Source organism: Streptomyces endocoffeicus (assembly GCF_016741935.1).
GTDB lineage: Bacteria > Actinomycetota > Actinomycetes > Streptomycetales > Streptomycetaceae > Streptomyces > Streptomyces endocoffeicus.
Window position 1 is genome coordinate 62,158 of record NZ_JAERRG010000025.1, and the last position, 25,809, is coordinate 87,966.

25 protein-coding genes and 1 pseudogene are annotated in these 25,809 nt (G+C 71.3%); 16 read left to right on the plus strand and 10 right to left on the minus strand.

The annotated features are described in order from the left end of the window. Window positions 1–400: 400 nt before the first annotated feature. The 4 genes from JK364_RS41060 (at window position 401) to JK364_RS41075 (ending at window position 5,029) form a co-directional block, all read left to right on the plus strand. Window positions 401–1,501 (plus strand): LacI family DNA-binding transcriptional regulator, encoded by a 1,101-nt coding sequence (locus tag JK364_RS41060; protein ID WP_138914833.1) that lies wholly within the window; start codon window positions 401–403, stop codon window positions 1,499–1,501. A gap of 231 nt (window positions 1,502–1,732) precedes the next feature. Next, on the plus strand, window positions 1,733–2,998 hold the full coding sequence (locus tag JK364_RS41065; protein ID WP_230993271.1) for a metallophosphoesterase: 1,266 nt from the start codon (window positions 1,733–1,735) through the stop codon (window positions 2,996–2,998). A 191-nt stretch (window positions 2,999–3,189) separates the two neighbouring features. Continuing rightward, window positions 3,190–4,038: a hypothetical protein gene (locus tag JK364_RS41070; protein WP_201856536.1), complete on the plus strand. Its 849-nt coding sequence runs from the start codon at window positions 3,190–3,192 to the stop codon at window positions 4,036–4,038. A gap of 223 nt (window positions 4,039–4,261) precedes the next feature. Then, window positions 4,262–5,029, plus strand: coding sequence for a BRO-N domain-containing protein (locus tag JK364_RS41075; RefSeq protein ID WP_307841539.1), 768 nt, complete (start codon window positions 4,262–4,264; stop codon window positions 5,027–5,029). 133 nt (window positions 5,030–5,162) lie between these two features. Here JK364_RS41075 and thiC read toward each other — a convergent pair whose 3' ends face one another. After that, window positions 5,163–6,932 carry a phosphomethylpyrimidine synthase ThiC gene (gene thiC / locus JK364_RS41080; protein ID WP_201856538.1) on the minus strand — a complete coding sequence of 590 codons (1,770 nt, stop codon included), beginning with the start codon at window positions 6,930–6,932 and terminating at the stop codon, window positions 5,163–5,165. Between the two features lie 180 nt (window positions 6,933–7,112). On the opposite strand from thiC, the gene JK364_RS41085 reads away from it, so the two are divergent. Next, a complete protein-coding gene (locus tag JK364_RS41085; RefSeq protein ID WP_201856539.1) occupies window positions 7,113–8,576 on the plus strand; it encodes a YibE/F family protein in 1,464 nt (487 codons plus the stop codon). A gap of 102 nt (window positions 8,577–8,678) precedes the next feature. Here the strand turns inward: JK364_RS41085 and JK364_RS41090 are convergent, their stop codons facing one another. From JK364_RS41090 to JK364_RS41100, 3 genes are all read right to left on the minus strand, one after another. Then, window positions 8,679–9,116 (minus strand): SsgA family sporulation/cell division regulator, encoded by a 438-nt coding sequence (locus tag JK364_RS41090; RefSeq protein WP_201856540.1) that lies wholly within the window; start codon window positions 9,114–9,116, stop codon window positions 8,679–8,681. A 421-nt stretch (window positions 9,117–9,537) separates the two neighbouring features. Next, a complete protein-coding gene (locus tag JK364_RS41095) occupies window positions 9,538–9,732 on the minus strand; it encodes a DUF5326 family protein (protein WP_201856541.1) in 195 nt (64 codons plus the stop codon). Window positions 9,733–9,991: 259 nt separating this feature from the next. Next, window positions 9,992–10,309: a cupin domain-containing protein gene (locus JK364_RS41100; RefSeq protein WP_201856542.1), complete on the minus strand. Its 318-nt coding sequence runs from the start codon at window positions 10,307–10,309 to the stop codon at window positions 9,992–9,994. Window positions 10,310–10,386: 77 nt separating this feature from the next. Here JK364_RS41100 and JK364_RS41105 point away from each other — a divergent pair, with 77 nt between their 5' ends. The 5 genes from JK364_RS41105 to JK364_RS41125 all read left to right on the plus strand — a co-directional run bounded on the left by JK364_RS41105 (window position 10,387) and on the right by JK364_RS41125 (window position 14,278). Then, window positions 10,387–10,767 (plus strand): phage holin family protein, encoded by a 381-nt coding sequence (locus JK364_RS41105; protein ID WP_201856543.1) that lies wholly within the window; start codon window positions 10,387–10,389, stop codon window positions 10,765–10,767. An 87-nt stretch (window positions 10,768–10,854) separates the two neighbouring features. Further along, the gene (locus JK364_RS41110; RefSeq protein WP_372462065.1) at window positions 10,855–11,376 is read left to right on the plus strand and encodes a low molecular weight protein-tyrosine-phosphatase; all 522 of its coding nucleotides are present in this window, start codon (window positions 10,855–10,857) and stop codon (window positions 11,374–11,376) included. Next, on the plus strand, window positions 11,373–12,614 hold the full coding sequence (locus JK364_RS41115) for a cystathionine gamma-lyase (RefSeq protein ID WP_230993272.1): 1,242 nt from the start codon (window positions 11,373–11,375) through the stop codon (window positions 12,612–12,614). The genes JK364_RS41110 and JK364_RS41115 overlap by 4 nt, the downstream gene beginning before the upstream one ends. Window positions 12,615–12,811: 197 nt before the next feature. Beyond that, a complete protein-coding gene (locus tag JK364_RS41120; protein WP_201856545.1) occupies window positions 12,812–13,708 on the plus strand; it encodes a LysR family transcriptional regulator in 897 nt (298 codons plus the stop codon). Window positions 13,709–13,750: 42 nt separating this feature from the next. Further along, the gene (locus JK364_RS41125; protein ID WP_201856546.1) at window positions 13,751–14,278 is read left to right on the plus strand and encodes an NUDIX domain-containing protein; all 528 of its coding nucleotides are present in this window, start codon (window positions 13,751–13,753) and stop codon (window positions 14,276–14,278) included. 756 nt (window positions 14,279–15,034) lie between these two features. On the opposite strand, the pseudogene JK364_RS41130 reads toward JK364_RS41125, so the two are convergent. The 3 genes and pseudogenes from JK364_RS41130 to JK364_RS41140 all read right to left on the minus strand — a co-directional run. Beyond that, window positions 15,035–15,718 (minus strand): annotated as a pseudogene (locus JK364_RS41130) (pyridoxamine 5'-phosphate oxidase family protein); the annotation flags it as partial. Between the two features lie 109 nt (window positions 15,719–15,827). Next, window positions 15,828–17,408 (minus strand): globin domain-containing protein, encoded by a 1,581-nt coding sequence (locus tag JK364_RS41135; RefSeq protein ID WP_201856547.1) that lies wholly within the window; start codon window positions 17,406–17,408, stop codon window positions 15,828–15,830. A gap of 351 nt (window positions 17,409–17,759) precedes the next feature. Then, window positions 17,760–18,392 carry an HAD family hydrolase gene (locus JK364_RS41140; protein ID WP_201856548.1) on the minus strand — a complete coding sequence of 211 codons (633 nt, stop codon included), beginning with the start codon at window positions 18,390–18,392 and terminating at the stop codon, window positions 17,760–17,762. Window positions 18,393–18,632: 240 nt separating this feature from the next. Here JK364_RS41140 and JK364_RS41145 point away from each other — a divergent pair, with 240 nt between their 5' ends. The 3 genes from JK364_RS41145 (at window position 18,633) to JK364_RS41155 (ending at window position 20,290) form a co-directional block, all read left to right on the plus strand. Next, on the plus strand, window positions 18,633–19,139 hold the full coding sequence (locus JK364_RS41145; protein WP_201856549.1) for a DUF2269 domain-containing protein: 507 nt from the start codon (window positions 18,633–18,635) through the stop codon (window positions 19,137–19,139). A 67-nt stretch (window positions 19,140–19,206) separates the two neighbouring features. Further along, on the plus strand, window positions 19,207–19,686 hold the full coding sequence (locus JK364_RS41150; RefSeq protein ID WP_201856550.1) for a MarR family winged helix-turn-helix transcriptional regulator: 480 nt from the start codon (window positions 19,207–19,209) through the stop codon (window positions 19,684–19,686). Between the two features lie 148 nt (window positions 19,687–19,834). Further along, complete coding sequence (locus JK364_RS41155; protein ID WP_201856551.1) at window positions 19,835–20,290, plus strand: GNAT family N-acetyltransferase; 456 nt, start codon at window positions 19,835–19,837, stop codon at window positions 20,288–20,290. A gap of 32 nt (window positions 20,291–20,322) precedes the next feature. Here JK364_RS41155 and JK364_RS41160 read toward each other — a convergent pair whose 3' ends face one another. Both JK364_RS41160 and JK364_RS41165 read right to left on the minus strand, forming a co-directional pair. Beyond that, window positions 20,323–21,618, minus strand: a complete 1,296-nt coding sequence (locus JK364_RS41160; RefSeq protein WP_307841536.1) for an SGNH/GDSL hydrolase family protein — start codon at window positions 21,616–21,618, stop codon at window positions 20,323–20,325. A gap of 393 nt (window positions 21,619–22,011) precedes the next feature. Then, complete coding sequence (locus JK364_RS41165) at window positions 22,012–23,400, minus strand: serine hydrolase domain-containing protein (RefSeq protein WP_201856552.1); 1,389 nt, start codon at window positions 23,398–23,400, stop codon at window positions 22,012–22,014. A gap of 117 nt (window positions 23,401–23,517) precedes the next feature. Between JK364_RS41165 and JK364_RS41170 the strand changes: the two genes are divergently transcribed. The 3 genes from JK364_RS41170 (at window position 23,518) to def (ending at window position 25,161) form a co-directional block, all read left to right on the plus strand. Further along, window positions 23,518–23,949 (plus strand): MerR family transcriptional regulator, encoded by a 432-nt coding sequence (locus tag JK364_RS41170; RefSeq protein ID WP_201856553.1) that lies wholly within the window; start codon window positions 23,518–23,520, stop codon window positions 23,947–23,949. Window positions 23,950–24,007: 58 nt separating this feature from the next. Then, window positions 24,008–24,346 carry a thioredoxin gene (trxA, locus tag JK364_RS41175; protein WP_044572667.1) on the plus strand — a complete coding sequence of 113 codons (339 nt, stop codon included), beginning with the start codon at window positions 24,008–24,010 and terminating at the stop codon, window positions 24,344–24,346. Window positions 24,347–24,522: 176 nt separating this feature from the next. Next, window positions 24,523–25,161, plus strand: coding sequence for a peptide deformylase (def, locus tag JK364_RS41180; protein WP_201856554.1), 639 nt, complete (start codon window positions 24,523–24,525; stop codon window positions 25,159–25,161). Between the two features lie 17 nt (window positions 25,162–25,178). On the opposite strand, the gene JK364_RS41185 is transcribed toward def, so the two are convergent. Then, entirely contained in the window at window positions 25,179–25,781 is a 603-nt protein-coding gene (locus JK364_RS41185) for a class I SAM-dependent methyltransferase (RefSeq protein ID WP_201856555.1), read from the minus strand. Window positions 25,782–25,809: the final 28 nt, after the last annotated feature.

The window sequence follows — 25,809 nt, forward strand, 5'->3', positions numbered from 1 at the left end:
GTCCTCCTCGACCCATCCTGTTCCGGGCCGTGCACAGCGTTCGCACACGGCAATACTGCACACCTTATGAGGATTCCCCCGTCTCGCGTACCCGCCGGGCGCCGCCGCGTATCCGCCCCCGGCGCCCGCGTACCCATCGGGGGGAGCGCCCCGCTTTTTCACGCGCGCCGGTGGCGAGCGCCGTGGCGCGCATCACCCGTGCAGGTGAGTTGAGACCTCTTCGAGACATGTATCAATCACCAGGCGTGGATATGCCAGGGGCGATCAGAGGCCCGATGAAACCCCCAACTGGCTTCACTTCCAAGGGAATTGGGGAAGGCGCTCATGCAGAAACGTGCCTTCCGAATACCGATGGCGGAATCGCGCAACCCGCCCACCCGCGCCCTACTATCGGCTGGCCATGACAGCAGCAGGGAAGCACCAGGTGAGCCGGTCGGCCGGCCGCCGGTTAGGGCGGGCGGGCATCCGGGACGTGGCCGCCGCCGCCGGGGTCTCCATCACGACCGTCTCCGACGCGCTCAACGGCAAGGGCCGGCTCCCGGAGGCCACCCGCCGCCATGTCCGCGAGGTCGCCGAGCGGCTGGGCTATCGCCCGTCCGCAGCGGCCCGCACGCTCCGTACCGGCAAGTCCGGCCTCATCGGCCTGACCGTGACCACGTACGGGGATGAACCTTTCACCTTCACCGAGTTCGCCTACTTCGCCGAGATGGCGCGAGCCGCCACCTCCGCCGCGCTGGCCCGCGGCTACGCCCTCGTCATCCTCCCCGCCACCTCCCGCCACGACGTGTGGTCCAACGTCGCCCTCGACGGCACCGTGGTGATCGACCCCTCCGACCACGATCCGGTCGTCACCGAGCTCTTACGCCAGGGCATCCCCGTCGTCAGCGACGGCCGCCCCGCCGGCGCCCTCCCCGTCACCGCCTGGGTCGACAACGACCACGAGGCGGCGGTGCTGGGACTGCTCGACCATCTCGCCGAGGCCGGCGCCCGCCGGATCGGACTGCTCACCGGGACCTCCACCGACACCTACACCCGGCTGTCCACCACGGCGTACCTGCAGTGGTGCGAACGGGTGGGGCAGGATCCGGTCTATGAGGCGTACCCGGCCCACGATCCTTGTGCCGGTGCCGTCGCCGCCGACCGGCTGCTCGCCCGCCCCGACCGCCCCGACGCGGTCTACGGCCTCTTCGACCCCAACGGCACCGATCTGCTCGCCGCCGCCCGCCGCTACGGACTGCGGGTCCCCGACGATCTGCTGCTGGTGTGCTGCAGCGAATCGACCGTCTACCGCACCACCGAGCCGCCCATCACGACCCTCTCACTCAAACCCCGCCGGATCGGCACGGCGGTCGTCCAGTTGCTCATCGACGCCATCGAGGGCCTTGACACCGACCAGCCCGTTGAACAGGTCATACCCACCGAATTGATGGTGCGGACGTCCTCACAGCGCCGTCCGCCGCGTACGACGGTCAGCGCCCCGCGCAGCCGTGCTGGAGGCTGACCTGAGGGCGACTCAAGGATTACCCGAGGAGGACCTGAGGCCAATGGGCTTCCCCTACTGGGCCAATCCGGGATAAAAGTCCGACGAAGCAGGAACGAGCAGCGATTGACGGCACCCTGGTGCGTCACAAGCCCTCACGGACATTCCTATGATGGGCGGACGACACTGCGGACCGCCGTCGACCAGGCAAGGTCCACAAGGTGGCACGGCGGCGTGATGGTGGAGGGGTCGATGACTCAGGGGGCCGGTCTGGAAGCCACGGCAGGGACCACGGCTGCGATCCCTCCTGTGCTCGCGTACGGGGCGTACACCCCGCCCGGCATGGTCGCGCCCGGAGCCGTGCCGCCCGGGTCCGCGCCCGGCGCGCCGGGCACCGCGGCGCCCGTGCCGCAGCCCGCGCCCGCGCCCGAGGAGCCGGCGCCCGGCGCGCCCGCTCCCGGCGCACCGGCGCCCGAGGCGCCCGCGCCTGAGGCACCCGCGCCCGGAGCACCCGCGCCGGACACGCCCACGCCCCTGCCCGCCGAGTACACCCCGACCGAGCGGCTCCCGGTCCTGGTCATGGGCCCGGGGCACACCGTCCCGGACACCCCGCTCGTGCCGCCGCAGGACCGCCCCACCGTGGCGCTCGCCCCGGTGCCCGAGCCCGAGGACGGCCCGCTGGCCCAGGACGAGGGCCCCGGCCCGCTGTACGTCGTGGGCGATGTCCACGGCTACCACGAGGAGCTGCGCGAGGCGCTCGCCGCCGAGGGCCTGATCGACGCCAAGGGCAACTGGTCCGCGGGGAACGCCCGGTTGTGGTTCCTCGGCGACTTCACCGACCGCGGCCCGGACGGCATCGGCGTCATCGACCTGGTCATGCAGCTCTCCGCCGAGGCGGCCGCCGCGGGCGGCTACTGCAAGGCACTGATGGGCAATCACGAGCTGCTGCTGATCGGCGCCAAGCGGTTCGGCGACACGCCGGTCAACTCCGGTGCCGGAACGGCCTCCTTCCAGGCGGCCTGGCTGCTCAACGGCGGCCAGCGCAGCGATATGGAGCGGCTCGAGGACCACCACCTCCAGTGGATGTCCCGGCTGGACGCGATGGCGGAGGAGGACGACCATCTGCTGGTCCACTCCGACACCACCGCCTATCTGGAGTACGGCGACTCCATCGAGGCCGTCAACGACACCGTCACCGAGACGCTGCAGCGCAGCGACGCCGACGAGTGCTGGGACCTGTTCCGCAAATTCACCAAGCGGTTCGCCTTCCGCGACGAGGACGCCGGGCCCACGGCGGCCCGCGAATTGCTCGACACCTACGGCGGGGAGCGCGTCGTCCACGGCCACAGCCCCATCCCGTATCTGCTCGGCGAGGTCGGCTCCGAGGACGGCGAGGACGGCGGCACGCCCGCGGTCGAGGGCCCGCATGTCTACGCGGACAATCTCGCCGTGGCCATGGACGGCGGCATCACGATGGCCGGAAAACTGCTGGTCGTTCAACTTCCCCTGGCGAACTGAGGATTCAGCGGACGCTGTCCGGGGCAGATAGAGAGTTTCACCGACGCGGGAGCAATTCGGGAAACTTGCTGTCACCCCGCGCCGGATCGGCTCTACCATCGGCTTATCCGTCGCAGGCTCTCCTCCGTTTCCGCCCGACTGCCCGGCGAAAGCCGGCCGTCACGGCCCTACGGAGCATCGGGGGATGCACCATGAAAAGCGCTCCGCACCTGCTGACCGAGGACCGCCCGGAGTTCGAGCGGGTTCTCGACGAGGCACTGCGCACCGCGGACCGTCGCCCGGACCTCAGAGGTATCGGGCAGCGGCTCACTGCCGAGCAGCTGCGCACGATGGCGCTCGGGGCATCGACCGCGATAGCGGCATGCGCGGCCGACGAATACCAGACCTACCGCGACACTCGCGCCAAACTGCGCGAGCCCGCCCCGCTCTTCCCGCTCGCCGGGGACGTGGGCCAGCGCGAGCAGCCGGACGGCACGGTGGGGCTCGCCGGTGCGATGCAGGACGCCGCGGGGGCGGGGCTCGTCGCCATGCTCGCGGTGCTGGCCCCGGTGCTCGCCGGCACCGCCGCGATCATCTTCCTCATCGTCGGCTATGTCCTCAACGTCCTCGACCCGGCCCCGTCCATCGCCCAGCCGATGGTCACCGCGGGCTGGTTCTTCGCCGCGCTGACCGCCGCGGGCATCCTGATCGCCGCCGTCGGACTGCTCCTGACCGCGCTGCGCAACGGCTCGAGCGCGATCCGCGGCGAGGCGCGCAGCGAGCGGCTGGAGGAGGTGGACCGCGCGCGCGAGGTCTGGCGGGACGCCCTGCTGGAACGCGGCATCCTGCCGTTCCTCCGCGAGGCCCTGGCCAACCCCTCGGCCCCGTCCCCCTCCGCGTACGTCCCGATCGCCCCCGAGGCGGTCAGCCGCACCCCGCACCTCGGCTACAGCCGCCCCGGCTTCAGCACCGACGGCGAAGCCCCCAAGGCCCGCCCCCGCTACAGCAGCCCGGACTACACCAGCCCCGACTACGGCGGGCCGGAGCACCAGCCGGACTAGCACTGACGAGCGGTTCGTCCTCGGATTGACCGATTACCCACCGATCGAGCGAACTTCCGCCTATTCGAGGGAATTGATGGGCGGTGATGTTTAGCGTCCTCGGTGGAGGTGATGCGCGATGCGCAAACACAACACACCGCCGGGCCCGTCTGCCCGGCACGACGCCATGGACGTCAACGACTTCGTCTACGCGGCCACGGGGGCCCGGGTCCGAAGGCTGACCATGCCGGATGGCGAGCACTGGTTCCCGACGGTCGACGTCTGCACGGAACTCGGTCATACCAACCCACGAAAGGCGTTGGCAGATCATGTACAAGCTGGCGGAAAGTCTACGCTCGAGAACGTAACCTCACGTTACGGTCTCAGCATTCCCGCAGGTAGGGAGTGGCGCCGAGACTTGCATCTGGTGAATCTGCAAGGGCTGATTCAGCTGGTGAACGGCTGCACCAAGCCCGCGTGCCTGCCCTTCAAACAATGGGTCTCCAGAGTGATCGCCACCGTCCAGCGCGAGGGCTCATACGCGCTGGAGGTCTCCGAGATCTCCCGCCCCACTCCACCGAGCGAGCTCATGGACGCGATCGTCCGACTGGAGATGCGGACCGAGCGCTTCCATACGGAGGTACTGGATTCCCTGCACCGGTCCGAGCAGGCCTGGTCTCAGATCCTCGACGCGCTGGGCTGCCGACCGGGCGCAGAGCCCGAGCCGGACAAGCGGGAGCTGAGGCTCAGGACGGAGAACCTGTTCGCACAGTGGAAGGACCGGCTGAGCATCACCGAGGACGTGTGGGCGGTGGCCGTCTACATCCTTCCCACGCTGGCGGAAGCGGGCCAGGTCGGCCACTCGCCGGAGACGCTCGCGGCCAGGACGGGGCTCACCCGGCAGCGGGTGCACGACTGTCTGCGCTTTCTCCAGAAGCACCGCTGCATCCGTCAGAACGGGCTGACGGACAGCGGCAACCCGGTCTACGTGGCTGAGCTTCCGCCCGCGTAGCGGCATGGAGAGGGTCCGAAGTCGCAAATCCAAGTTGCGGCTTCGGACCCGCCCCGTAGCGTATCGCCTGGTTCATTCCGCAGGCGCCGCTTTGCCAGGCTCCACCCGCGTTCTCGGCCTACGCGTCCGCGCCTCAGTCCGCGATCGGCAGATACACGCGGTTGCCCGCCTCCGCGAACTCCTTGGACTTCTGAGCCATACCCGCCTCGGCCTCCGCCTCAACCGCGTCCATCGCGACGCCGTGCTCGCGGCGGATGTCCTGGGAGATCTTCATCGAGCAGAACTTCGGCCCGCACATCGAGCAGAAATGCGCCGTCTTGGCCGGCTCCGCCGGGAGCGTCTCGTCGTGGAAGGAGCGGGCCGTGTCCGGGTCGAGGGCCAGGTTGAACTGGTCCTCCCAGCGGAATTCGAAGCGCGCGTCGGAGAGCGCGTCGTCCCATGCCTGGGCGTCCGGATGGCCCTTGGCCAGGTCGGCCGCGTGGGCGGCGATCTTGTAGGTGATCACGCCGGTCTTGACGTCATCACGGTCGGGCAGGCCCAGGTGCTCCTTGGGGGTGACGTAGCAGAGCATCGCAGTGCCCCACCAGGCGATCATCGCGGCGCCGATGCCCGAGGTGATGTGGTCGTAGGCGGGGGCGATATCGGTGGTGAGGGGGCCCAGGGTGTAGAAGGGGGCCTCCTCGCAGACCTCCTGCTGGAGGTCGACGTTTTCCTTGATCTTGTGCATCGGGACATGGCCCGGGCCTTCGATCATCGTCTGGACGCCGTGCTCCTTGGCGACGCGGTTGAGCTCGCCGAGGGTGCGCAACTCCGCGAACTGGGCCTCGTCGTTGGCGTCGGCGATCGACCCCGGGCGCAGTCCGTCGCCCAGCGAGTAGGTGACGTCGTACGCCGCGAGGATCTCGCACAGCTCCTCGAAGTGGGTGTAGAGGAAGGACTCCTGGTGGTGGGCGAGGCACCAGGCCGCCATGATGGAGCCGCCGCGGGAGACGATGCCGGTCTTGCGGCGGGCGGTCAGGGGGACGTACGGCAGCCGGACGCCGGCGTGGACGGTCATGTAGTCGACGCCCTGCTCGGCCTGTTCGATGACCGTGTCCTTGTAGATCTCCCAGGTCAGCTCCTCGGCCTTGCCGTCGACCTTCTCCAGCGCCTGATAGAGCGGCACGGTGCCGATGGGGACCGGGGAGTTGCGCAGCACCCATTCTCTTGTGGTGTGGATGTTGCGGCCGGTCGAGAGGTCCATGACCGTGTCGGCGCCCCAGCGGGTGGCCCAGGTCATCTTCTCGACCTCCTCCTCGATGGAGGAGGTGACGGCGGAGTTGCCGATGTTGGCGTTGACCTTCACCAGGAACCGCTTGCCGATGATCATCGGCTCGATCTCCGGGTGGTTCACATTGGCCGGGAGGACGGCGCGGCCCGCCGCGATCTCCTCCCGGACCACCTCGGGGGAGACGTTCTCGCGGATCGCCACGTACTCCATCTCCGCCGTGATCTCGCCCCGCCGCGCATAGGCGAGTTGGGTCACGGGGGCGCCCGGGCGGCCGCGCCGCGGCTGGCGCGGACGGCCGGGGAAGACCGCGTCGAGGTTGCGCAGTCCCCCGCGGGGCGAGGTGTGCTTGAGCCCGTCGTCCTCTGGGCGGACGGGACGGCCCGCGTACTCCTCGGTGTCGCCGCGGGCGACGATCCAGTTCTGCCGCAGCGGCGCCAGGCCGCGGCGGACATCCGTTTCGATGGTGGGGTCGGTGTACGGGCCGGAGGTGTCGTACAGCGTCACATCCTGGCCGTTGGTGAGGTGCACGCGGCGGACCGGGACCTGGAGGTCCGGGCGCGAACCCGTGACATATCCCTTATGCCAGCCGAATTCGGCCGTCTCGGCGCGCGATGGTGCATCCTGCTGAGTCATGAGACCCACTCCCTACGCCGGCATTACCCGGTAACAGGTTCAGCGGTCGGCGCAGCTTCCGCGTCAGCGCCCTCTCAGCCCGGTGCTCCGAGCTCCCGCGATTGCAAAGGTTCGGCACCACGCTAACGGTTTATCCACAGCGCTGAACAGGGGGCCCACGTCTCTTGCGATGATGCGACCGTGACCGCCATCCAGCAGGACCACCCGCCCGAGCAGCCCCACCGCTCCGATCAGGCGCAGGGCCACGGCCACGGACATTCCCATGGCCACTCCCACGGCCATGGCCCCGCCACCCCTGTCTCCGCGCGTCTCCGCAAGATCATCGCGGCGGTGCTCATCCCCTTCACCGTCGCCGTCGTGGCCGGTCTGATCGTGCTCTGGCCGGGCGGCACGCCCGACCACAAGGCGCACGGCCGCAGCGGCCTCGGCTTCGACCAGACGACCGTGGCCGGGCGGGTGGTGAAGGTCGAGGAGGTGAACTGCGCCGATGTGAACGCCCAGCCGCAGGCGCCCACCGAGCCCGGCCAGGGCGGCACCGCCCAGAGCGGCGCCCCCGGCCAAAGCGGGAGCCCGGGGCAGGGCGGGAAGAAGAGCGTCTGCGAGAAGGCCACGATCGAGGTCACCTCGGGCAAGGACAAGGGCCGCACGTTCCCCGAAATCGTCCAGCCCAACGCCTCGCGCCACTTCAGCGCCGGGCAGGAGCTGAAGCTGGCGTACGCCCCCAAGGCGCCCAAGGAACTGCAGTACTCCGTGTCCGACGTCGACCGGTCGCTGCCGATGGCGCTGCTGGCGGGGCTGTTCGCGCTCGCGGTCGTGGCGGTGGGGCGGCTGCGCGGGGTATTCGCGCTGGTGGCGCTGGCGATCAGCTTCGGGGTGCTGACGCTGTTCATCCTCCCGGCGATACTCCAGGGTTCCAATCCGCTGGTGGTCGCGGTCGTCGGGGGTAGCGCGATCATGCTCCTCGCGCTGTACATGTGCCATGGGCTGACGGCGCGCACATCGGTCGCCGTGCTCGGCACGCTGGTGTCACTGCTGCTGATCGGGGTGCTGGGCTCGTTGTTCATCAGCTGGGCGAGCCTGACCGGCAACACGGACGACCAGACCGGGCTGGTGCACGGCCTCTATCCGAACATCGAGATACGAGGACTGCTGCTCGCGGGCGTGATCATCGGCTCGCTTGGCGTGCTGGACGATGTGACGGTCACCCAGACCTCGGCGGTGTGGGAGCTGAGGGAAGCGGACCCGAGCACGTCCCGGCGCAAGCTCTACGGGGCGGCGATGCGGATCGGGCGGGACCACATCGCCTCCGTCGTGAACACCCTGGTGCTGGCGTACGCGGGTGCGTCGCTTCCGCTGCTGCTGCTGTTCTCCATCGCGGACAGCGGGGTGGGCACGGTCGCCACGAGCGAGATCGTCGCGGAGGAGATCGTACGGACGCTGGTGGGCAGCATCGGGCTCGTCGCCTCGGTGCCGGTGACCACCGCGCTGGCCGTGCTCGTGGTCTCCGCTGACCGCGCCCCGGCGGCGGACGGCGGCGCGGAGCGGGTGGCCGGCGCGGGCGGCGCCCAGGCGGTCCAGGCGGTCCAGGCGCCCCGGACCGGCCGGGGCGGACGCGGGCGGCGCCGCCGGGCGAAGGGGCGCTGAGACGACGGGGCGCTGAACCGACGGCCACGCTGCCCGTCGGCCCGGCCACGGCACAACACCGGACACCGGACACCGGACCTCGGCCCGCCGCGCGCCCGGCTCTCAGCCCGCGTACCGGTCCTCGGCCAGGATCCGGTGGAGTTCGGCATCGAGATCGCCGACCGGGTCACAGGCCGCCGGCTCCTGGCCGAAAGGCACCACTCGGTCCGTCCGGTCGAGGAAGGCCACCAGAGGAGCGGCCCCGGCCCGGAACAGCGCCCGTTCACAACCCACTTGGAGTCTGATGAAGACGTCCGAAAGCCCCTCGGGAGCGGCGGGGGCGATACGCACATCTCCCTCGCCGGTGGGTCTGCTCAACCCGTCCAGCAGCAGCTCCCGCGCGAAGGCCCAGCTCACCGGCGCGTCACCGGGCAGATGGAAGGTGATCTCGACGGCATAGGGGTCGCCGCTGTCGTAGGACAGCTCGACCGGGATCCGGAAGGAGAGATCCTGCGAGACCAGGAAAGTCATCGTCACTTCCGCCTGAACTGTGTCACGCATCTCACGCATCGTTCGCCGCCCCGGGTTGTTTGCGCTTCGCCGACTCTGGAGCGTAGCGACTCGATTGCGGTGCGGAGTCGGTTTGCCTCGTGTGAGGGAACGAAAATGGCCAGTGTTGCCGTGGGGAGACCCGCGGGGCCGGGCGGCGCGGACGGCGCGGGCCCGGTGGGCGGGAGATCGGGGCCGGCGCACCGGCCGTATCGAAGATCGCTGTCGTCAACAGGCACCCCCGGGGTGTTGTTGCGAGGCAGACGCCGAAGGAAGAACGCCGAGGACTCGCACTGTAACGGCAGGGGTGGCGCGGGGCGGTGCTCCCGCCCCGGCGGTATCCCTCGCGCGGCGTATCCGCGCGCGGCGGGGTGCGCAGGGCGCGCGGGGACGCGTCAGGCCCTGGGTGACGCGGCGAGCGCCGCGGGGCGGGTCAGGAAGTGAACTTCCGTACGACGTAGATCAGCCCGGCGATCAGCACCACCAGCAGCAGCGCCTTGAAGACGAGGCTCACCACGAACCCGATCACGCTCATGACCAGGCCGCCGAACACGGCGAGGACGAGGACCGGTATCGCGATCCAGGTCACCCACCACGGCAAGCCCTGGAATATCCCCTTCGTGGTCACGTAACTCCCTGCTTTCTCTCCGAGCCGTGGGTCCGGACGCCGACGGCCGGTCTTCCCTGCCGTCGATGCTAGGACGGGACGGAGGCGCGCGGGCGACCCGCGCCCCCCGTCCTCCCCTGACCGGACCCCTACGGGACCGGCCGGCCACACATCGGCTCCGCGATGGACAAGCCCTGGACCGGGATCAGCTCGCCGGGACCGGCGGCATCAGGCCCCGGGACGGCTCAGCCCTCCGGCGGCATCAGGCCCCGGGACGGCCTCAGCCCTCCGGCGGCGAGAACACCACCAGCACCCTCAGGTCCTCGGTGATGTGGTGGAACTTGTGCGCCGTGCCCGCCGGGACGTACACCACGCTGCCCCGCCCCACCTGTGTCGTCTCCATCCCCACCGTGACCGACGCCCGGCCGCTCATCACGACGTACACCTCGTCCTGACCGTGCGGCGACTGCGGGTCGGCCTGGCCCGCGTTCAGCGCGTACAGCCCCACGGACATGTTCCGCTCGCGCAGGAACTGCAGATACGCGCCGTCGTTCGCGGCCCGCTCCGCCTCCAGCTCATCCAGCCGGAACGCCTTCATTCGCCTCTCCACCCCTGCCTGACCCATGCCTACGGTGCCCCTGCCTGCGCCGGGGCCTGTCTGCGACGATCTCAACCATGAAGAATTTTCTCGTCAAGACGATCGCGAACGCCGGCGCCCTCGGTGTCGCCATCTGGCTGCTCAAGGACATCACGCTGACCGGTGACAACACCGGCCGCCAAGCGCTCACCCTCATTCTCGTGGCGCTGGTCTTCGGCGTGGTGAACGTGGTGGTCAAGCCGATCGTCAAGCTGCTGGCCTTCCCGCTGTTCATCCTGACCCTCGGGCTGATCACGCTGTTGATCAACGCCCTGATGCTGTTGTTGACCTCCTGGCTGGCTGGAAAGCTCGACCTGAGCTTCGAGGTCGACGGCTTCGGCACGGCGGTGCTCGGCGGCCTGATCGTCTCCATAGTCGCGTGGGCCCTGCATGTCGTACTGCCCGATGACAAGGACTGATCACGGCCGGAGATGATGGAAGGCATGAGAGACCCGTCGCCCTACCGTGTCTGCTTTGTCTGCACCGGCAACATATGCCGCTCGCCGATGGCCGAATCCGTCTTCCGCGCCCATGCGGCGGAGGCCGGGCTGGACGGCCTCCTCGAGGTGGACAGCGCGGGCACCGGGCCCTGGCACGAGGGCGACGGGGCCGACCGCCGCGCCATCGACGTACTGACCGCCCATGGCTATGAGCAGGATCACATCGCGCGCCAGTTCCGGGCCGAGTGGTTCGATCGCGTCGATCTGGTGATCGCCCTGGACAGCGGCCATATGCACGAGCTGCGCGCGCTCGCGCCCACCCCGCACGACGCCGCGAAGGTGCGGCTGCTGCGGAGCTACGACCCGGACGCGGACCACGACGCGCTGGGCGGCCTCGATGTGCCGGACCCGTACTTCGGCGGGCTGGACGACTTCGAGGAGTGCCTGGAGATGGTCGAGGCCGCGAGCGGCGGACTGCTGGACGCGGTCGCCGAGGCCATCGACGCCCCGGCGGAGGCCGTGGAGAGCGTCGGTGTCGAGAACGCGCCGGCCGCCGATGGCCCGGACGCGGGAAAGGAATCCGCATGACCGGCGACGGCACCCGCACCGTACGGGCCGGACTGCCCGAGGCCGAGGCGTACGAGCCGACGCTGCCGGGCCCGGTCTTCGCCGCCCACTACCACCTCCCCGGCGACCCCGTCGGCCCCTACACCTACGGCCGGGACGCCAACCCCACCTGGTCCCTGCTGGAGCGGGCGATCAGCGAGCTGGAGTCGCCGGGCACCGACGCCGAGACGGTCGTCTTCTCCTCCGGTATGGGCGCGATCTCGGCCGTACTGCTCTCCCAGCTGCGCCAGGGCGACGCGGCCGTACTGCCGTCCGACGGCTATCAGCTGCTCCCGGCCCTGATCGAGCGGCTGACGGGCTACGGGGTCACGGTGCGCACCGCCCCGACCGGCGAGGACGCCCAGCTGACCGCCCTGGAGGCCCTGGACGCCGCGGGCGACCGGACGAAGCTGCTGTGGCTGGAAACCCCGTCCAATCCCGGACTGGACGTCTGCGACATCCGCCGGCTCGCCAAGGCCGCGCACGCCCGGGGCGCGCTGGTCGCCGTCGACAACACCCTCGCCACCCCGCTCGGCCAGCGCCCGCTGGAGCTCGGCGCCGACTTCGCCGTGGGGAGCGGCACCAAGGCGCTCACCGGCCATGGCGATGTGCTGCTCGGCTATGTGACCTGCCGCGATCCACGGCTCACCGCGGAGGTGCGGGCCTGGCGCAAGACGGTGGGCGCGATCCCCGGCCCCATGGAGGCATGGCTCGCCCACCGCTCCCTGGCCACCCTCCAGCTGCGCGTCGACCGCCAGGCGGCGACCGCGCTGGCCCTCGCCGAGGCGCTGCGCGACCGCCCCGAGATCACCGGGCTGCGCCACCCCGGACTGCCGACCGACCCCTCGCACCGGGTGGCGGCCGGGCAGATGCGCGGCGGGCGCTTCGGCTGTGTGATCTCCTTCACCCTGCCGGACAAGGAGCACGCGGAGCGCTTTCTGACCGCGCTGCGGCTGGTGGACGACGCCACCAGCTTCGGCGGGGTGCGCTCCACGGCGGAGCGGCGCGGACGGTGGGGCGGCGACGCGGTGCCCGAGGGTTTCATCCGGTTCTCGGTGGGCGCGGAGGACGCGGACGATCTGGTCGCCGATGTGCTGCGAGCGCTCGACGCGGCATCCGACACGGACCCGGCATCCGGCCCGGACGCGGCATCCAACACGGACCTGGCATCCGACCCGGACCCGGCATCGGGCACGACAAGCACCGGGGCGGATGGCTGAAAGCGGGCGGGTATGCCTGTGCGGGCGTCTCAAGCCTCCCCCCTCGTGGCTTGAGACGCCCCGGTTCTTCTCGTGGAGAACCGCTCGAACAAGGCTAGTTGACTCAGCGTCAGTGTCCAATCACAGTAGCGACATGGGCCTATCGGCATATTTATAGTTGGCATGCGTGCGGGGCGCGACGAGGCGAGGGGAACCGCATGGATCTGGCCCTCTTACGCACCTTTGTCGCGGTTCACCGCGCCGGGTCCCTCACCCGCGCCGCCGGCCTGCTCGGGCTCTCCCAGCCCGCCGTCACCGGCCAGATACGCACCCTGGAGCGGCAGCTCGGCCGCCCCCTGTTCCTCCGTACGGCGCGCGGCGTCGTCCCCACCACCGTCGGGGACGAACTCGCCCACAAGGCCGCGCCGCATCTCGACGCCCTGGTGGAGATCGCCGAGGCGGGTCTGGACGACCGCTCGGCGCTGCGCACCCTGCATCTCGCGGGCCCTCCGGAGTTCACCGCGCTGCGCGCCCTGCCCGCGCTGACCACCCTGGTCACCCAGGGGCTGGCGGTGCGCTGCGCCTTCGGCAGCGCCGAGGAGTTGTTCGAGGGGCTGGGCGCCGGCCATCACGACCTGGCCATCACCACCGCCCGGCCACGGGGGCGGCTGCTGGCCGCCACCCCGCTGTGCGACGAGGAGCATGTGCTGATCGCGGCCCCGCGCTGGGCCGCCCGGCTCGGCGGCCCAGCGGTGCTCCAGGTCAAGGGGGTACGGGCGCTGGAGGCGCTGCCCGTCGTCGAGGTGCATGAGAGCCTGCCGCTGGTCACCCGCTACTGGTCGGCCGTCTTCGACACCCGTCCGGTCACCGCCGGCACGATCATCGCGCCCGATCTGCGCGCGGTGCTCGCCTGCGTCGCGCAGGGCGCGGGGCTCGGCGTCCTGCCGCGCTATCTGTGCATGGACGCACTGGACGCCGGGGAGGTGGTGGCCCTGCTCAACCCGCCCGTGCCGCCGCTGCGCACCTATTTCCTGGTGGTACGGACGGGGGCACTCGCGCTGCCGCATATCGCGCGGGCGCACGAGTGGCTGTTGCGTGCGGCTGTCGATTGGTGAGTAAGTGGTTTCGCGGGACCGAGGGTGCGGCAGATGTCCTGCATGACCGAACGACCCGTGGTCAAGCGCACCGCCCGTGCCATTCTCCTCGAGGGCGACACCGCGCCCCGCATGATCCTGATCAAGCGCACCAAGCCCGGCCAGGCGCCGTACTGGATCACTCCGGGCGGCGGGATGGAGCCCGAGGACGCGACCGTCGTCGAGGCCCTGTACCGCGAGGTGGACGAGGAACTGGGCGCGAAGGTGACGGACGTGGTGCCCGCCTTCGTCGACACCGTCCCGCATTCCGATGAGAGCGCTGAGGGCGCCGAGGGCGCTGAGGGCTCTGGGGGTGTGGGCGCGGCCGGTGTGAAGGTGCAGCACTTCTTCGTCTGCAGACTCGCCTCGATGGACCTCAGCCGGCGGCACGGCCCGGAGGTGGACGAGCCGTGCGGGGAGTACGACGTGGTGAGCGTCCCGTTCACCCGCGAGGGGATCGCCTCGGTCGAGGTGGTGCCGCCCTCGCTGCGGGCCTATCTCGACGCCAACATCGAGGGCGTGCTGGCCCTGCTCGCGGACGACCTCGGCTGAGACCCCGGCTGACCGAAGCGAAGCCCTGACGGGCGGATCCTCGCGGACAGGACCAGCAGTCGCCGGGCTCTGTCGGGGCAGGGCCTAACGGAACCAGCCGCTGAACGGCTGCTGGGTCTTCCGGGCCGCCCGCTGACGTGCCTCGGCCAGCACCCGCTCGGCCTCCTCCCGCCAGTCCTCGGGCCCCGCCTCGTGACGGCCCGGCCGCCGGATGGCCGGGCTGAGATCACGCACGACGGAGGGCTCAGCGGCCCGCCGAGTGGGGTCGGCCGGTTCGGGCTGCGCGGCCGGTTGGGGCTGTGCGATCGGCTGGGGCTGTGCGATCGGCTGGGGCTGCGTCGCCGGTCCGGCGGCCGGGGCCCGAGGCCCCAGGACGTCCTGAGCAGCCGGGACCGCCGGGGCGGTCGGGACCGTCGGCGCGGTCTGGGCAGGCAGGCCCACCGGCCATGAGACCGGTGACGTGGGCGGGGCCGGAGGGATGGCCAGGACCTGAGTGTCCGAGTCCGTCAGCGGCTGAGGGTCCGGGGCGGCCGGGGCGGCCGGAGTCTGAGGGCGCGAGGCCGCCAGCTCGGACTGAGCGGCCGGAACGGGCCGGGCGGCCTGGCCCGGCAGGTCCACCGCCCACGAGGGCCGTGAGACGGGCGGAGCAGGCGGAAGGGGTTGGGCAGGAGGAGCGGGCAGGGCAGATGGAACGGGCTGGGCAAGAGGGGCGGACGGAGCAGGCGGAACGGGCGGCGCAGGCGGGACCCTGCGGCCCTCGCGGGCCTCGGCCGCGGCGCCGAAGAAGTCGCCGCCCTTCCGCTTGACGTCGTCCGTCCCCCAGTCCCGCTCCCGGTCGTGCTCGATGGCCTGGTCGCCGGAGGGCCCCCGGCGCCGGGCGGCGTCGCCACCGCCGGTGCGCCGCTGCGCCGGGACCTTCTGGAGGTGCGGGATGTGCTTGGCGCAGTGGATGTACGCCTCCTCGACGGTCACCTCGACCCACACCACCGCGCGCCGCCCCGGCACCGGGTCCACCGGCAGCCCGGAGTACGCCTCTCGCATCTCGGCGTCCTCCACCACCCGGGCCCGGCCGTTCACATGCAGCCCGATCCGGTCCCGGAAGAAGTCGACCATGAGAATGCCCAGGTGGGGGTTCTCCTGGATATTGCCGAGGCTGGCCAGGACGCCGTTCCCCCGGTATTCGGGATAGGCCAGCGTGTGCGCGTCGAGCACTCTCAGAAAGCCGGGCGGACCGGCCCGGAACGTGCTGTCGCACTCCCCGTGCTGGTCGGAGGTGGCCAGGAAGAACATTTCCTGGCGCCCGATGAACTCCCGCATCCGGACATTCAGGTGATCCAGCACCTGATCGTCGTAGAAGCGGTCGGCGCGGTCGACGGTGCCCAGTCGCCGCTGCAGATGGTGTTCGCCGTCGCTCCCGGGACGCCACGCGCGGTCGTCCAGGTGCTCCGCACTGTCCACGGTTCTCGTCCCCGTCCCTGTTCGCCGTCCGGAATCGCCGGAATGCCTGCCTAGTGTTGTTGTTTCGCCGTATGCCGTCCGTACCCGCGCCCTATTCCGCGGCCGCGGCGAGCTCCTCGATGGAGTCGTGCCGGATGCGGTGCGACGGAATGCCGACGCCCATCAGGGCGTCGACACCGCTGCGGATCATTCCGGGCGGCCCGGAGAGATAGGCGTCGAACGCGTTCCACGGGCCGTACTGCCGCACGGCGTCGGGCAGCCGGCCGCTGAGGCCGTTGGTCGGGCCGTCGGAGACGACGGGGCGGACCGCGAGCCATGGATGCTTCTGGGCCAGCCGCAGCATGGTGTCGATGTCGTACAGATCGTGATCGTTGCGGGCGCCGTAGAAGACCTCGACCGTACGGTTGCGGCCGTGGTCGGCGACGTCCTCGACCAGCGCCTTGATCGGCGCGATACCGGTGCCGCCGCCGAGGCAGAGCAGCCCGTTGTCGCTGGCGTGGTCGACCGTCATGGAACCGGCGGGGGGCCCGAGGCGGATCACATCGCCGGGGCGGGCCCGGTGCACCAGCGCGGAGGACACCCATCCGGCCGGGACGGCCTTCACATGGAAGGAGAGCAGCCCGTCGGGGCGCGGCGCCGCGGCGAATGAATAGTGCCGCCAGACCCGCGGCCACCAGGGCGTTTCCAGTGATGTGTACTGGCCCGCCAGAAAGGGGTACGGCTGGTCCGGGCGGACGGTGATCACAGCGATGTCGTGGGTGCGCAGCTCATGCCCGACCACCTCGGCCTGCCACCACGCGGGAGCGATCAGCTCATCCTCGGCGGCCGAGTCGATCATGATCTGGGAGATCGCGGTGTAGGCCCGCACCCAGGCGGCCTCGGCCTCGTCGTTCCAGGTGGTGACGGCGTAGCGGGTGAGCGCGCCGATCAGGCATTCGCCGACGGCGGGGTAGTGCTCGGGCTGGGTGCCGTACTTGCGGTGGCCGCGGCCGAGCCGGGAGAGGAACTCGGTGAGGATGTCGGGGTCGTCGATGAGCCGGGCGGCGGTGAGGATCGCCTTGAACAGCCGGTCGCGCTGGGCGTCCATGGCGGCGGGGAAGAGCGGCCGCAGCTCGGGGTGCTGGACGAAGAGCAGGGCGTAGAAGTACGAGGTGACCTTGTCGCTGATCGGCTCGACCTCGGCCATGGTGCGGCGCAGCAGGATCGCGTCGGGCGAGGCGGTCTCGGGGACGGCGAACGGCGAGTCGAGGCCGGGCCGGACGTCCTGCGGGGCCGGGGCCACCTCGTCGGGGCGCTGATGCTCCTCGCGCCCGCGGGCCGCGGGGCCGGGGGCGGGGGCGGCGGGACCGTGACCCGCGGGACCGTGGCCCCCGGGGCCGGGGGCCCGGCGGTCGTCCGGGCGGCGGTCGGCGGTACGGCGGTCGTCCGGACGGCCGCCGCCCGCTCCCGGGCCGGGCGCGGGGGCCGGTTCCGCGGGCGTACGGCGGTCGGCCTCGGTGCCGACCGGCCGTATCGGGTTCACCGGGCGGCTGGGCGCGCGCTCATCGCTCTGCTGGTCCGGGGCCCTGCGGTCGTCGGCCGGTTTCCTGCTCGGGGTGAACCAGCCCCAGTCGCCACTGTTTCCGCCGGAGCCGTCGCTGCCGGCCGACGATGTGGTGGTCGGAGCGTCCATGGTTGCCTCGCCTCGAACATCTTTCTGTCGGTCTTCGCACTTCCGCTGCCGGAATGTGCCCGCAATTCCCCGTCCTGGTGCACTGATTCAAGCGAGAATGGTCGTGCCGACCCTCTCCGTAACTCTCTTCCGGGCAGCATGCCATGCTCGTTCCCCGTCCCGGGCGCATAGCCCGAAGTCCGGGAAACGGGGGCTGTGTTCCCGTTATGCTGGTTGGCCCGGGATGCCCGTTCTGACCCCGTTACAGCACGCCGCACGGAACCGGACCCGACCCTACCGGCCCCGGATGAATTCACAAGCCCCAAGTGCCCCAGACCTGTTACACCCACCAACTCACGTAATTACCGATAGTTACGTGCGGTTACCCATCAATTCGTAAGCCTCTCGGAGATCACGACCGGTATAGGCGTGGGATGCGATTTCGCTCACATGGTGGTCGGCGTTCACGGCGACCGAGACCGGTACCACCGCGAACAGTTCGGCGTCCGAGCGGGAATCCCCGTAGGCCACACAGTGATCCCTGGTCAAGCCGAACTTCGCACAGAGTTCATCGGCGATCCGGACCTTCGCGGCCGGGGTCAGGATCCCCGCCGGATCCACCGGCTCCCGGAACGGCACGGCGGGCCACGTCGAGCCGTACGTGGCGTCCGCGCCCCAGTCCAGCAGCCGCGACACGAAGAAGCCCGGCGAGAGCGAGATCACCGCACAGCGCTCGCCCCGCGCCCGGATGTCCGCCCACACCTCGCGGATCCCGGCCAGCCACGGCGCCCCCTCGAACGCCGCCGCCACATGCTCCTCCGTCAGCGCCTCCCACAGCGCACAGGCCCGCTCCGCGAACTGGGCCGTCGTCAGCTCCCCGCCCGCGAACGCCCGCTCCAGCGCGGCGATCTCCCGCTCCAGACCGAGCTGCCGGGAGATCTCGATCGCGGCGGCCGAGCCGTGGATGAGCGTCCCGTCCAGATCGAACAGATGCAGTCTGGTCATACCAGCCGAGCGTAGATGCACCCGCCGGCCCCCACCGCCCCGGCCCGGCGTAACCGCCCCAGGCCCGGCGCCAACGGCCCGGTCCGACACCAACGGTCCGGTTCGATGCCAACGGTCCGGTCCAGCCCCCGTCGCACCGGTCCGGAGCCATCGCACCGGTCCGCCCGCGCCGCCGGAAGTACGCGCGGATACTCCCGGCGTCAGACGCCCCGGGGGCCGCCGCGCCGCCACGGTGGGGGCATGCGGCAACTCACCCGCCCCGCGCGCCGGGGCCTCCTCGTCGTTCATGTCGTCGTCTCCGTCGGATGGCTCGGGCTGACCCTCGGGATACTGGCCCTGGGGATCACCGGGGCCACGGCCGGCTCGGCCGAAGAGGCCGGGGCGGCGTACCGGTCCATGAATGTGCTGGGCGACTGGCTGCTGATCCCGATCAGCCTGCTGTCGCTGGTCAGCGGGATCGTGCTGTCGCTGGGAACGCCCTGGGGGCTGGCGCGCCACCGGTGGGTGTATGTGAAGTTCTGGCTGACAATGATCACCACCGCCGCCACGGCGTTCGCCCTGCGCGCCCGGATCGACTCCGCGATGGCCGATGTGGTGGCGGGCCGGGCGGTCGGGGCGACCACGGATCTCATCCTGGCCCCGTCGGTCAGCCTGGGCGTCTATACCTTTCTCACCGCGATCTCGGTGATCAAGCCCTGGGGACTGACCGCCCGGGGACGGCGGCTGCGGGCGACAAAGCGCCGATAATTGCATACGCGGTCTATTTCATCCCTGGACTATCCTGGAATCCGCTCACCCACCTAGGAGGGGTTCCATGCCGGACGAACCGCACGGCGCCGTCGCCCCGCCCGCGGGACAGGCACTCGCCCAGGGCTGGTGCGCCCTGTCCTCCCTGCACGGTCGGCTGGAGACGCATATCGAGCGTGCGCTGCAGGCCGGGCACGATCTGAGCGTCCGCGAATTCTCCGTGCTCAACGTACTCAGCGGGCAGCACGACGGCGACGGCGGACATCTGCAGATGAAGCAGCTCGCCGACTCCGTCGTACTCAGCCAGAGCGCCACGACCCGGCTGGTCACCCGGCTGGAGGACCGCGGTCTGCTCGCCCGCTACATCTGCCCCGGCGACCGCCGCGGCATCTACACCAATGTCAGCGACGACGGGCTCAAGCTCCTGGAGGAGGCGCGGCCGACGCATGACACCGCGCTGCGCGAGGCCCTCGCCGAGGCCGCCCGGCGGCCGGAACTGGCGCCCCTCGTCGCCGCTGTGGAGGGGCTGACCGGCACCACGTGCTGATGGGCCGGACGTACTGATCCCGGGACGTACCGATGCCGGGACGTGCTGATGCCGGGACGTGCTGATGCCGGGGCGTGCCGATGCCCGGTGGCCGGGGGCTCGTCTCCGCCGTCCGGGGCTCCCGGGCCCCCGGCGTAGGCTCCACCGCATGAGCGACTTCGAGATACGGCGCGCGACCACCGATGACATCCCGGCGATCGTGGCCCTGTTGGCGGACGACCCGCTCGGCGCCCGCCGGGAGTCCCCGGACGACCTGGCCCCGTACCGCGCCGCCTTCGAACGGCTGGTCTCGGATCCCCAGCAGCGGCTGGTCGTCGCGGTCCGGGAGGGCCGCACCGTCGGCACCCTCCAGCTGACCGTGATCCCTGGGCTGTCGCGGCGCGGCGCCACGCGCTCGATCATCGAAGGCGTCCGGATCCACTCCGAGGAGCGCGGCGGCGGACTCGGCACCCAGCTGATCGAATGGGCCGTCGAGGAGTCGCGCCGCGAGGGGTGCGTGTTGGTACAGCTCACCTCGGACGCGACCCGTATCGACGCCCACCGCTTCTACGAGCGGCTCGGCTTCGAGGCCAGCCATATCGGCTTCAAACTGCCCCTGGCCTGAACCGGCCTGGTCTCACTTCCCGGCCGGCGGCCTCACAAGGTCGCGAGGTCGACGGCCTCGGCCATCCGCCGGTAGCCCGCGTCGTTCGGGTGCTTGAAGTCGCCCGAGTCGTACGCCGGGTTCAGCCGCAGCGGATCGGACGGCGCGGCCATGACCTCCGCGAAGTCGACGACCGCGTCGAAGGCGCCCGAGGTGCGGATCCAGTCATTGATCGCGGCGCGCTTCGCCTCGGAGCGCGGGGTGTGGTACTCGGCGCCCTTGAACGGCAGGATCGTCCCGCCGATGGCCTTGATCCCGCGGGCGTGGGCGAGCGCGATCAGCTCCCGGTAACCGGCGATCACCTCCTCTGCCGACACCTGCGGATCGGGCTTGTAGGTGGGCAGATCGACCTCGCTGAAGCCGATGTCATTGAGCCCCTCGAGCAGGATCACCGACCGTACGCCCGGCTTGTCCAGGACATCGCGCCGGAAGCGGGCGCCCGCCCGGTCGCCGTACCAGGCCGAGTCGCGCAGCAGCAGATTGCCGCCGATCCCGGAGTTGAGGACGGGGCGCGGGGTGCCCGCGGCCGCGAGGCGCTCGGCCAGCAGATCCGGCCAGCGGTGGTCGGCGTCGTAGGTCGAGCCGAAGCCATCGGTGATCGAGTCGCCGAAGGCCACCACCGTGCCCGGGTGCCGGGAACCGCCGGTGACCTCGACATCGGAGAGGTAGTACCAGGAGTGGGTGGTCTCGGTGAAGACTGTCCCGGCACGGTCGGCGCGGTGGTCGCCGTCCGCGCGGAAGCTGCGGGCGTACGCCTGGGCGTGGAAGGTGGCGGGGCCGGTCGGGCGGTCGAAGTACAGCGTGACCGTGACCGGCTGACGAGCTGCCACCCGCAGCGGGGCCGCGTCGCTCACCGTCTCCCCGCCCGCCGGGATCTCCGCCGATCGCCGGTGCCCGAAGGTCAGCGCGCGCAGGCTCGCGCCATGGACGGAGGCGCCGTGCGCGGTACGGGCGATCGTCGCGCCCGCGATCCGCAGCGGGGTGGTGCCGTAGCGGTTCGACAGCCTGATCCGGGCCGCCGTGCCGCCGCCGGTGACCCGGACGACCTGACGCACGGTCTGGGCGGTGCGCTCGGCGAACCCGCTCTCGGCCCAGTTCTTCTCGAAGCCCGAGCTGGGGCGCTGGACGGGGGCGGCCCACCCGGCCGACCAGACGGTCCCCGGCCGGTCGCGGCCTGCTGACGGGCCTCCGGGCCGGGCGGTGGCCGTCCCGGAGGCGCCCATGGAGGCGGCCATGACGGTGGTGAGGGCGAGCAGGGAGGCGCTGAGACGAAGCGTGGACGAGCGCACGGCGGGGCTCCTGGGGGAGGCGAGGGGAGGGTGAGTGGGTCGGATCAGGCCACTCCCGTACGGAGATCCGGGGTACGTGGGTACGTGGGTACGGCGGTACGGGAGCACATGAGCTCCGGCGTATCGACGTACCGAAGTCCCGGCGTATCGACGTACCGAAGTCCCGGCGTACCGGCCGAACCGGCGTACCCGCGAACGACGTACCGGCGAACCGATGTACCGACGTACCCGCGAACCGAAGTACGGGAGAACCGGAAACCAACCTGCCGCCCACCGCACGCCCGACCCAGCCCCCGGCCGTGCGTACCACTGGCAGGGTCAGGCTACGGCCGCCGGATCCTCGACAACCCACCGGAACGCGGCACCCCGCTCCCGCCCCCCCGCCGCCTCCCCTCAGAGCGCGCGCCAGCCCTCCGGGTCGACCCCGCCGGGCACCACGTCATCCGGGGCGTACGGCTCCCGGGTGAACACGAAGGTGCCCAGGTCCAGATGGGCCGGGGCGCCGCCCTCCCCCTCGACCACTCGCAGCGTCTCCCCCGCGTAATAGCCGTCCAGCCCCGTCCAGGTGCCGTCCGGCTCGGCCCGGAAGCGGGAGGCCCGGCCTCCCCCGGTGGCCGGGGACAGCTCCAGTCCACGGTCCGCGCGCAGCCGCAGGTGGTGGGCGCGGGAGCCCCAGTACCAGGGGCCGGTCAGCGCCAGCAGCGCCGGATCGGCCTCGGTCAGCGGCCGCCAGGGCTCGGGGATACGGGGCTCGTGCTCCGCCACGATGCGTATGAGGTCGGCGGCGATGGCGCCGATCGCCGGCCCCGAGGTGGTGTTGGCCAGCGCGATCCCGGCCAGCCGGTCCTCGCCGCTCACCCACAGCGAGGCCAGGAAGCCGGGCATGGAGCCGGTGTGGCCGTGGAGGAACCGCCCGCCGTGCCGGACGAGCTGTGTCCCCAGGCCATAGCCGCCGTCCCAGTCCCCCTCCTCGGGGGCGACGGCTGGCGCCCGCATCTCGGCGAGCGACTCCGCGCCGAGCACCCGCTCGTCCCCGTCCAGCAGGAAGGCGGCGAAGCGGGCCAGATCCCCGGCGGTCGACCAGAGCTGTCCGGCCGGGCCCATCCGCCCGGTGTCCTCGGCCGGTTCGGGCAGCAGCACATCCGCCCAGGGGTGCACGGCCCATCCCCCGGCGTGCGGCGCCCGCGGCTCGAGCGATGTACGCCCCATCCCCAGCGGCTCCAGCACCTCGCGCGCGAGCACCTCACCCCAGGGCGCTCCGCGCAGCCGCTCGACCAGCGCGCCGAGCAGCGCGAAACCGGGATTGGAGTAGTGATGACGGCGGCCCGCGGGGTGGATCAGCGGGCGCTCGCCGAAGATATCGGCGGTCTCGGGCCGCAGCGCCCCGGGCGTGCGCTCCCACCACGGTCCTCGGGCCTCGGCGGCGAGCCCCGAGGTGTGGGAGAGGAGCTGGGCCACGGTCGCGCCCTCAGCCTCCGGCACGTCCAGATGCTTGGCCAGCGGATCGCCGAGGTCCAGCAGCCCCTCGTCGCGCAGCCGCATCACCAGCACCGCCACAAAGGTCTTGGTCAAGGAGCCGATGCGGTACTGGGTGTCGGTGTCCGGCGCGGATCCGTCCACAGAGCTGCGCGAACCCGTCCACACCAGCCGCCCCTCCCGCACCACGGCCCCGACCAGGGACGGGGCACGGCCCTCGGCCTGGCCGCGGGCAAGGCGCCGCAGCAGGGCACGGCGGGTGGCGGGCAGCGGCTCGGCGAACTCATCCACGTCGGGTGTGGTCATATCGGCACTCTACGGCGAGGGTGTGACAACGGTCAGTCATCGGTCGGCGGCCGGGTGCCACCCCGCCCCGCGCCGCGCTCTGGCCTTGACGCCGGGGTCAAGGTCTACCGTCAGGTCATGCGGATCGGAGAGCTGGCCGAACGGGCGGGTACCACCACCCGCACCCTGCGCTATTACGAGTCGCTCGGGCTGCTGCCCGCGCGCCGCACCGGCAATGGTTACCGGTCGTACGATGAGGAGGACCTGCGGCTGCTCCAGCAGATCCGCACGCTGCGGGACTTCGGCTTCGAGCTGGAGGAGACGCGTCCGTTCGTCGAGTGCCTGCGCTCCGGCCATCCGGCCGGTGACTCCTGCCCCGCCTCGCTGGAGGTCTACCGGCGCAAGCTCGCCGAGCTGGACGAGTGCATCGCCCGGCTGGGCGCGATCCGGGAGCGGGTCGGGACACAGCTCGACCAGGCGGAGCGGGCCCGCGCGGAGCTGGAGGCCGCGGCGACGACGCCCGCAGGGGCCCCGGAGCCGCGCTGTGAGCTGACACCGCCCGGTCCGTGAGCCCGCCGTAACCACAACAGCTCCACCCGCACGACGAAGACGCCAAGGGAGATATGACATGTCACTGACACACACTGGGGGAGTGGCCACGGTCACGGACGCCACCTTCGCCGAGGAGGTGCTGGCGGCCGAGCTGCCGGTGCTGGTGAAGTTCACCGCCTCGTGGTGCCCGCCGTGCCGGATGATCGCGCCGGTGCTGGCGGAGATCGCGCAGGAGGAGGGCCACCGGCTGAAGGTGGTGTCCCTGGACGTGGACGAGAACCCGTCCACCACCAACGCGTACGGCGTGCTCTCGATGCCGACCCTGATGCTGTTCCGGGCGGGCGAGCCGGTGCGGTCACTGGTCGGGGCCCGCAGCAAGCGACGGCTGCTGGAGGAGCTCGGCGAAGCGCTCTGACCCCGTGCCTGACCCCGTACCCGACCCCGTACTGACGCGATCTGACGCGCGCCGGAGCCGAGGCCGAACCGCCCCTGCTACGTTGGCCGGACATGACCATCAGCGGGGGCGGCCGTCAGCGGCCGTGAGCGGCCATCGGGCGGCCGGCAGTGGGGGCGGAAAAGGTGAGATCAGCGGTGCGCGTCCTGGTGCAGGGGAAACCCGTCGACTCCTATCCGGCGCTGCCTCCCGAGGCCGGGCGCGGTTCCCCGCGCCGGATCACCGAGGTCGGTGAGGAGGTGCTCCGCCGCTCCTGCCGCGAGGTGACCGAGTTCGGCACGCCCGAGCTGAGCGCCCTCATCGACGACATGTTCCTCACCATGTACATCGCCGACGGCGCCGGGCTGGCCGCCAATCAGGTCGATGTCGATCTGCGGCTGTTCGTCTACGACTGCCCCGACGACCACGGCGTACGGCACATCGGCCACATCATCAACCCCGTCCTGGACCAGCCCGACCCGGCCCACCGGCTGCTCATCGAGGAGGCCGAGGGCTGTCTGTCCGTACCGGGCGCGCGGATGGACGTACCGCGCACCGACCGCACCGTGGTCCACGGCGTCGACAAGGACGGCAACCCGCTGGTGATCGAGGGCACCGGCTACTTCGCCCGGTGTCTGCAGCACGAGGCCGACCATCTCTCGGGGCACCTCTACATCGACCGGCTCTCCAAGCGCGACCGCAAGGACGCGCTGCGGCAGATGGCGGACCGTCATGAGGAGGTCCTCGCCCGGCGCGTGGAGAAGGCGACGGCCCTGGGCCACCAGCTCCAGCCCTGACCGGCCCCGGCCACCGCTCACCGCAGCCGTCGCGCTCGCAGCACGGTGTCATGGGTGTGGTGGGTGCCGACGGGGGCGGGAGCGGTGCGTGGACGGGTCTCGTTGACCACAACCGCCCAGTCGTCGTCGAGCACCCCGGCGATGTCGTCGGGCTGGTAGTAGTCCCCGGGGTCGAAGCCCTGCTGCGGGTCCGCGCTCAGATCGGCGAGGTCATGCGTGGCGAACAGCAGCGTGCCCCCGGGCGCGACGGCATCCAGCAGCCTGCGCAGCGCCTTGTGGTCCGGCTGGCGCTTGAGCGGAAAATACTGGACCGACACCAGGTCGAACGCCGCCGCCGGGAGCGGCGTACCGGTCAGATCGGACCGCATCCACGCCACCCGGTCCCCGATGTCCGCGGCCGCCGCGGCGGCGCGCTCCAAGGCGACCCGGGAGATGTCCACCGCGGTCACCTGCCACCCCCGCCGGGCCAGCCAGACCGCGTCGCCGCCCTCCCCACACCCCACATCGAGCGCCTGCCCCGGCGGCATCTCGGCGACCTCGCTGACGAGCACCCCGTTGGGCGCCCCGCTGAAGAGCTGATCACGACTGCCATACATGTCGTCCCAGAACTGTCTGTCCATGCCCACCAACCTGCCCCCGCCCAGGGCG

What these genes read in the sequence shown, in the direction of transcription:
- JK364_RS41060 (WP_138914833.1), top strand. Translation starts at nt 401, where the DNA reads ATGACAGCAGCAGGGAAGCACCAGGTGAGCCGGTCGGCCGGCCGCCGG.
- JK364_RS41065 (WP_230993271.1), top strand. Translation starts at nt 1,733, where the DNA reads ATGACTCAGGGGGCCGGTCTGGAAGCCACGGCAGGGACCACGGCTGCG.
- JK364_RS41070 (WP_201856536.1), top strand. Translation starts at nt 3,190, where the DNA reads ATGAAAAGCGCTCCGCACCTGCTGACCGAGGACCGCCCGGAGTTCGAG.
- JK364_RS41075 (WP_307841539.1), top strand. Translation starts at nt 4,262, where the DNA reads ATGCCGGATGGCGAGCACTGGTTCCCGACGGTCGACGTCTGCACGGAA.
- thiC (WP_201856538.1), bottom strand. Translation starts at nt 6,932, where the DNA reads ATGACTCAGCAGGATGCACCATCGCGCGCCGAGACGGCCGAATTCGGC.
- JK364_RS41090 (WP_201856540.1), bottom strand. Translation starts at nt 9,116, where the DNA reads ATGCGTGACACAGTTCAGGCGGAAGTGACGATGACTTTCCTGGTCTCG.
- JK364_RS41100 (WP_201856542.1), bottom strand. Translation starts at nt 10,309, where the DNA reads ATGAAGGCGTTCCGGCTGGATGAGCTGGAGGCGGAGCGGGCCGCGAAC.
- JK364_RS41105 (WP_201856543.1), top strand. Translation starts at nt 10,387, where the DNA reads ATGAAGAATTTTCTCGTCAAGACGATCGCGAACGCCGGCGCCCTCGGT.
- JK364_RS41110 (WP_372462065.1), top strand. Translation starts at nt 10,855, where the DNA reads ATGGCCGAATCCGTCTTCCGCGCCCATGCGGCGGAGGCCGGGCTGGAC.
- JK364_RS41115 (WP_230993272.1), top strand. Translation starts at nt 11,373, where the DNA reads ATGACCGGCGACGGCACCCGCACCGTACGGGCCGGACTGCCCGAGGCC.
- JK364_RS41120 (WP_201856545.1), top strand. Translation starts at nt 12,812, where the DNA reads ATGGATCTGGCCCTCTTACGCACCTTTGTCGCGGTTCACCGCGCCGGG.
- JK364_RS41125 (WP_201856546.1), top strand. Translation starts at nt 13,751, where the DNA reads ATGACCGAACGACCCGTGGTCAAGCGCACCGCCCGTGCCATTCTCCTC.
- JK364_RS41135 (WP_201856547.1), bottom strand. Translation starts at nt 17,408, where the DNA reads ATGGACGCTCCGACCACCACATCGTCGGCCGGCAGCGACGGCTCCGGC.
- JK364_RS41140 (WP_201856548.1), bottom strand. Translation starts at nt 18,392, where the DNA reads ATGACCAGACTGCATCTGTTCGATCTGGACGGGACGCTCATCCACGGC.
- JK364_RS41145 (WP_201856549.1), top strand. Translation starts at nt 18,633, where the DNA reads ATGCGGCAACTCACCCGCCCCGCGCGCCGGGGCCTCCTCGTCGTTCAT.
- JK364_RS41150 (WP_201856550.1), top strand. Translation starts at nt 19,207, where the DNA reads ATGCCGGACGAACCGCACGGCGCCGTCGCCCCGCCCGCGGGACAGGCA.
- JK364_RS41155 (WP_201856551.1), top strand. Translation starts at nt 19,835, where the DNA reads ATGAGCGACTTCGAGATACGGCGCGCGACCACCGATGACATCCCGGCG.
- JK364_RS41165 (WP_201856552.1), bottom strand. Translation starts at nt 23,400, where the DNA reads ATGACCACACCCGACGTGGATGAGTTCGCCGAGCCGCTGCCCGCCACC.
- JK364_RS41170 (WP_201856553.1), top strand. Translation starts at nt 23,518, where the DNA reads ATGCGGATCGGAGAGCTGGCCGAACGGGCGGGTACCACCACCCGCACC.
- trxA (WP_044572667.1), top strand. Translation starts at nt 24,008, where the DNA reads ATGTCACTGACACACACTGGGGGAGTGGCCACGGTCACGGACGCCACC.
- JK364_RS41185 (WP_201856555.1), bottom strand. Translation starts at nt 25,781, where the DNA reads ATGGACAGACAGTTCTGGGACGACATGTATGGCAGTCGTGATCAGCTC.